We start from the raw sequence: 5,012 nt of genomic DNA on the forward strand, positions 1-5,012 counted from the left end.
TTTCTTCGGACCGCGGGGGCGGGGGGTGCGCGCGCGGCGGGGGGGGGGGGATGCGTGGTTCGCGCGCCGCCTGCGGGCGCGCGACGGCTGGGGCCGTGCGACGCGGCCCGCGACGCGGCTGGCCTTCTACGTTCGCTCGCACTGGATCCGGATGCCCGCCCCGCTACTGGCGCGGCACCTGGCGATCCAAATGTGGAAGCGCGTCGTTCCCGCACGATCCTGATCACCACCAATACCCCGATGATGACGATCGTATCGACGACCCAGTCCATCACCTCGGTATCGCGGTGGATCGCGGGCAGCGATTGAAACACCTCGATCAACGCGCCGACGAACGACAGCCGCTCGCCGATCAACATCAGCCGCGCCCGCGGAAAGGCCGCGGCGGCGAGGATCGTCAGCGTGCCGAACGCGGTCATGTGCTGCCATTTGTCGCCCACGCCCAGATCGGGCGGAGCCGGGATCAGCGCCATCACGATCGCGACGATCAGCGCCGCCGCCAGCAGCAGCCGCGCCGCACGGGTTCGCCGGGTCACAACGACGACAGCGCCGGGATCAGTTCGTCGAACCCGTCGATGATGGCATCCGCGCCGAGTTCCTCGACCGGTTGCATGAGAAAGCCGAAGCGGCAGGCGACCGCGGGGATGCCGGCGGCATGGGCCGCCGCGACGTCGAACCCGGAATCGCCGACGAACGCCGCCCGGCCGCCGCCGCATCGGGCGATCATCGCATCGATCGGCATGCGGCTGGGTTTGCCGTTGCCAGGCCCCATCGTGTCGCCACCGATGACGCACGCGAACCGTCGTGTGAGGTCCAGCGCGTCAAGCACCGCCAGCGCCAGCGCCTCCAGCTTGTTCGTGACGATCGCCACTTTCACCCCCAGCGCATCGAGCCGGTCCAGCGTGTCGATCGCGTGCGGATAGGGCCGCGTCAGCACCGCGATATGCGCTTCGTAGAAATCGAGCAGCCGGCGATGCAGGACGCCAAGCTCCTCCTCGGTACAGCCGCCCGTTGCCGCCATTCCCTGCGCCAGCATATGCCGCGCGCCGCCACCGATCATCGGCTTGACCTGCTCGACCGTCAGCGGCGGCCGCCCCACCGACGCGAGCGCATGATTGACCGCCGCGGCCAGATCGCCCGAGGTGTCGAGCAGCGTGCCGTCGAGATCGAGGCCGACGATATCGAAAGGGAAAGAAGTCATGCCGCGCCCGCGTTGCCCGCGCGGACTGGAATTGGCAAGCGAAGGGTGGCAGGGCGTGGCCCCATGTCGACTACCCCCGTCGCCGTTATCGTGCTCGCCGCCGGCAAGGGCACCCGTATGAAATCGGATCTGCACAAGGTGCTGCATCCCATCGCGGGGCGGCCGATGCTGCTGCACCTGCTGGACAATGCGGCGACGCTGTCGCCCGAGCGGACGGTGGTGGTGGTCGGCGCGGGTCGAGAGGAGGTGGAGGCGGCGGTCGCGCCGCTCGGCGCCACGATCGCGCAGCAGGCCGAACAGCTGGGCACCGGGCATGCGGTGATGCAGGCGGAGCAGGCGCTCGCCGGCTTCGATGGCGACGTGCTGATCCTCTATGGTGACGTGCCGCTGGTCCAGCCGGCGACGATGCGCGCGATGGTCGAGCGGCTTCACGCCGCCGATGCGCCGAAGGTGGTGGTGCTGGGTTTCCGCCCCGCCGATCCGGCGGCTTATGGCCGCGTGATCCTGACGCCGGGCACCGACCGGATCGAAAAGATCGTCGAATATAAGGATGCCACCCCGGCCCAACGCGCCGAGACGCTGTGCAACTCCGGTTTGATGGCGGCGCGCGCGACGGATTTGTTCGCGTTGCTCGCCAGATTGGGCAACGACAATGCGGCCGGCGAATATTATCTGACTGACGTGGTCGAACTGGCCGGCGGGGCGGCCTCGATCGAGGTCGCCGCCGATGAGGTGGCGGGGGTGAACAGCCGTGCCGAGCTGGCGGGGGTGGAAGCGCGTTGGCAGCACGCCCGCCGCGTGCGGGCGATGGCGGACGGCGCGACGCTGATCGCGCCGGACACCGTCTGGTTCGCTCATGATACCGTGATCGGGCGGGATGTGACGATCGAGCCGAACGTGATGTTCGGCCCTGGGGTGACGATCGCCGATGGCGTGACGATCCGTGCCTTCAGCCATATCGAGGGCGCGACCGTCGCTCCGGGTGCCGAACTGGGCCCCTTCGCGCGGCTGCGGCCCGGCGCGGTGATCGAGGCGAAGGCCAAGGTCGGCAATTTCGTCGAGGTGAAGAAGGCGCGGCTGGGTGCGGGCGCGAAGGCCAATCATCTCGCCTATATCGGTGATGCCGATGTCGGCGCGGGCGCGAACATCGGCGCGGGCACGATCACGTGCAATTATGACGGTTTCCGCAAATATCGCACCGTCATCGGGGAGGGTGCTTTCATCGGGTCCAATTCCGCCCTGGTCGCGCCGGTCAGCATCGGCAAGGGAGCGATCGTCGGGGCGGGTTCCGTGGTGGTCCGGGATGTTACCGATGATTCACTTGCTGTCGCACGCGGTCAGCAGGAAGAGCGAGGCGGCTGGGCGGCACGGTTCCGGGCGATGATGAAAGCCAAGAAGGACGGCAAATAGAATGTGCGGCATTGTTGGAATTCTCGGCACGGACGACGTGGCGGATCGGTTGCTCGACGGACTGAAGCGTCTGGAATATCGTGGCTATGACTCCGCCGGGATCGCCACCGTGGTCGATGGCGCGATCGAGCGGCGGCGCGCCTCGGGCAAGCTCGTCAACCTGGCGAAGGAATTGGCCGCGCACCCGCTGCCGGGTACGACCGGGATTGCGCATACCCGCTGGGCGACCCACGGCGGCCCGACCACCAACAACGCACACCCGCATGCCACCGACGAGGTGGCGGTGGTCCACAACGGCATCATCGAGAATTTCAAGCCGCTGCGCGAGGAGCTGCAGGCGCGCGGCCGCGTGTTCACCAGCGAGACCGACACCGAGGTGGTCGCGCATCTGATCAGTGAGCAGGTCGAGGCCGGGCTTTCGCCGCAGGACGCGGTGCGCACGGCGCTGCCGCGGCTGCATGGCGCGTTCGCGCTCGCGATCCTGTTCCGCAGCCATCCTGACCTGTTGATCGGTGCGCGGCTCGGGTCGCCGCTGGTCGTCGGCCATGGCGAGGGGGAGACCTATCTCGGTTCGGACGCTTTGGCACTCGCCCCGCTGACGCAGCGGATCGCCTATCTGGACGAGGGCGACTGGGTCGTCTGCACGCGCGACGGCGCGCAGGTGTTCGATCGCGACAACAATCCGGTCGAGCGGGCGGTGACGATCTCCGGCGTCACCGGCGCGTTGATCGACAAGGGCAATCATCGCCATTTCATGCAGAAGGAGATTTACGAGCAGCCGATCGTCGTTGCGCAGACGCTGCGCGCCTATCTGCACCGCTTCGAGGGGCGGGTCGCGCTTCCGATCCCGGATTTCGACCTGTCCGGCATCCGCCGCGTCACGATCGTCGCGTGCGGGACCAGTTTCTACGCCGGGATGGTCGCGAAATACTGGTTTGAACAATTCGCCCGCGTGCCGGTCGATCTCGATGTCGCCAGCGAGTTCCGCTATCGCGCGCCGGTGATGGACGAGGGCGGCCTGGCGCTGTTCATCAGCCAGTCGGGGGAGACCGCCGATACGCTGGCCGCGCTGCGCCATGCCCGTTCGGAACGGCAGACGATCGCGGTGGTGGTCAACGTGCCGACCAGCACGATGGCGCGCGAGGCGGACCTGCTGCTGCCGACGCACGCCGGGCCGGAGATCGGCGTCGCGTCGACCAAGGCGTTCACCTGCCAGCTGGCGGTGCTGGCCGCGCTGGCGGCGAACCTCGCCAAGGCGAAGGGGCGGCTTTCGGAAGCGGACGAGCGGCAGTTGGTGCGGCACCTGGCGGAAGCGCCCGCCGCGATCAACGGCGCACTGGCGTATGACGAATCGATCGAGGCGATGGCGGGGGCGATTGCCGGTGCGCGCGACGTGCTGTACCTGGGGCGCGGCACCGATTATCCGCTGGCGCTGGAGGGAGCGCTGAAGCTGAAGGAGATCAGCTACATCCACGCCGAGGGTTATGCCGCGGGCGAGATGAAGCATGGGCCGATCGCGCTGATCGACGAAAACGTCCCGGTCGTGGTGATCGCCCCGTCGGGGCCGCTGTTCGACAAGACCGTCAGCAACATGCAGGAGGTGCAGGCGCGCGGCGGCAAGGTGGTGCTGATCAGCGATTATGATGGTGTCGCCGCCGCCGGCGACGGCTGCATCGCGACGATCACCATGCCCAAGGTCCACCCGCTGATCGCCCCGCTGGTCTATGCGGTGCCGGTGCAGTTGCTGGCCTATCACGTCGCCGTCGCCAAGGGCACCGATGTCGACCAGCCGCGCAATCTGGCGAAAAGCGTCACGGTGGAGTGACCGGCGCCACGCCGTCGGCCGATCGGATCGGGCGGCGCCACTCCCCTTGACCGCGTGCGCCGGTTCGGTGACGTCTGTGGCCGTCGACAGGGGGAATGTGATGCGTCGTTTGCTGCTGGCCATGTTGATGGCCTGTTCCACCGTAACGCCGGCGATCGCGGCGCCGGGGGATGATCTGGCGCGGGTGATCGACGATCACTGGCGCTGGTATCTGCGCAACAATCCCGTTCTCGCCAGCGCCGCCGGGGTCCGCGACTATGACAGCGAACTCGGCGACTTCAGCATCGCGGCGATGGATCGGCAGGCGCAGGAAGCCGGGGCGTTCGTCGCGCGGCTCGACGCGATCCCCGACGATGGGCTGACCCCCGCCGCGCGGGTGGACAAGGCGCTGCTGCGCCGTTTGCTGTCCGAGCAGGTGGAGGGTAACCTTTACGGTTCGCGGCTGATGAACATGTCGATCCTGGGCAGCTGGTTCCAGTCGTTCGCCGGGCTGGCCGACGTGGTGCCGATGCGCACGCGCGCGGATTATGCCAGCTATCTCGCGCGGCTCGCCAAATTCTCGGCCGCCAATGCGCA

General features: G+C 68.0%; 4 protein-coding genes and 1 pseudogene. 4 read left to right on the top strand and 1 reads right to left on the bottom strand.

Annotation, left to right across the window (positions count from 1 at the left end; all coding sequences use genetic code 11):
* Nucleotides 1-223: pseudogene (locus tag ACFDSW_RS15235) on the top strand (hypothetical protein); the annotation flags it as partial.
* 309 nt (nucleotides 224-532) lie between these two features.
* On the opposite strand, the gene ACFDSW_RS15240 reads toward ACFDSW_RS15235, so the two are convergent.
* Nucleotides 533-1,201 (bottom strand): HAD hydrolase-like protein, encoded by a 669-nt coding sequence (locus tag ACFDSW_RS15240; RefSeq protein WP_375251124.1) that lies wholly within the window; start codon nucleotides 1,199-1,201, stop codon nucleotides 533-535.
* Between the two features lie 63 nt (nucleotides 1,202-1,264).
* Here ACFDSW_RS15240 and glmU point away from each other — a divergent pair, with 63 nt between their 5' ends.
* The 3 genes from glmU to ACFDSW_RS15255 form a co-directional block, all read left to right on the top strand.
* Nucleotides 1,265-2,611 (top strand): bifunctional UDP-N-acetylglucosamine diphosphorylase/glucosamine-1-phosphate N-acetyltransferase GlmU, encoded by a 1,347-nt coding sequence (glmU, locus tag ACFDSW_RS15245; RefSeq protein ID WP_375251125.1) that lies wholly within the window; start codon nucleotides 1,265-1,267, stop codon nucleotides 2,609-2,611.
* A gap of 1 nt (nucleotide 2,612) precedes the next feature.
* The gene (glmS, locus tag ACFDSW_RS15250) at nucleotides 2,613-4,436 is read left to right on the top strand and encodes a glutamine--fructose-6-phosphate transaminase (isomerizing) (protein WP_375251126.1); all 1,824 of its coding nucleotides are present in this window, start codon (nucleotides 2,613-2,615) and stop codon (nucleotides 4,434-4,436) included.
* Between the two features lie 100 nt (nucleotides 4,437-4,536).
* On the top strand, nucleotides 4,537-5,012 hold a 476-nt coding region (locus tag ACFDSW_RS15255), incomplete at its 3' end, for a DUF885 family protein (RefSeq protein WP_375251127.1).

The organism is Sphingomonas sp. (assembly GCF_042091075.1).
Lineage (GTDB): Bacteria > Pseudomonadota > Alphaproteobacteria > Sphingomonadales > Sphingomonadaceae > Sphingomonas.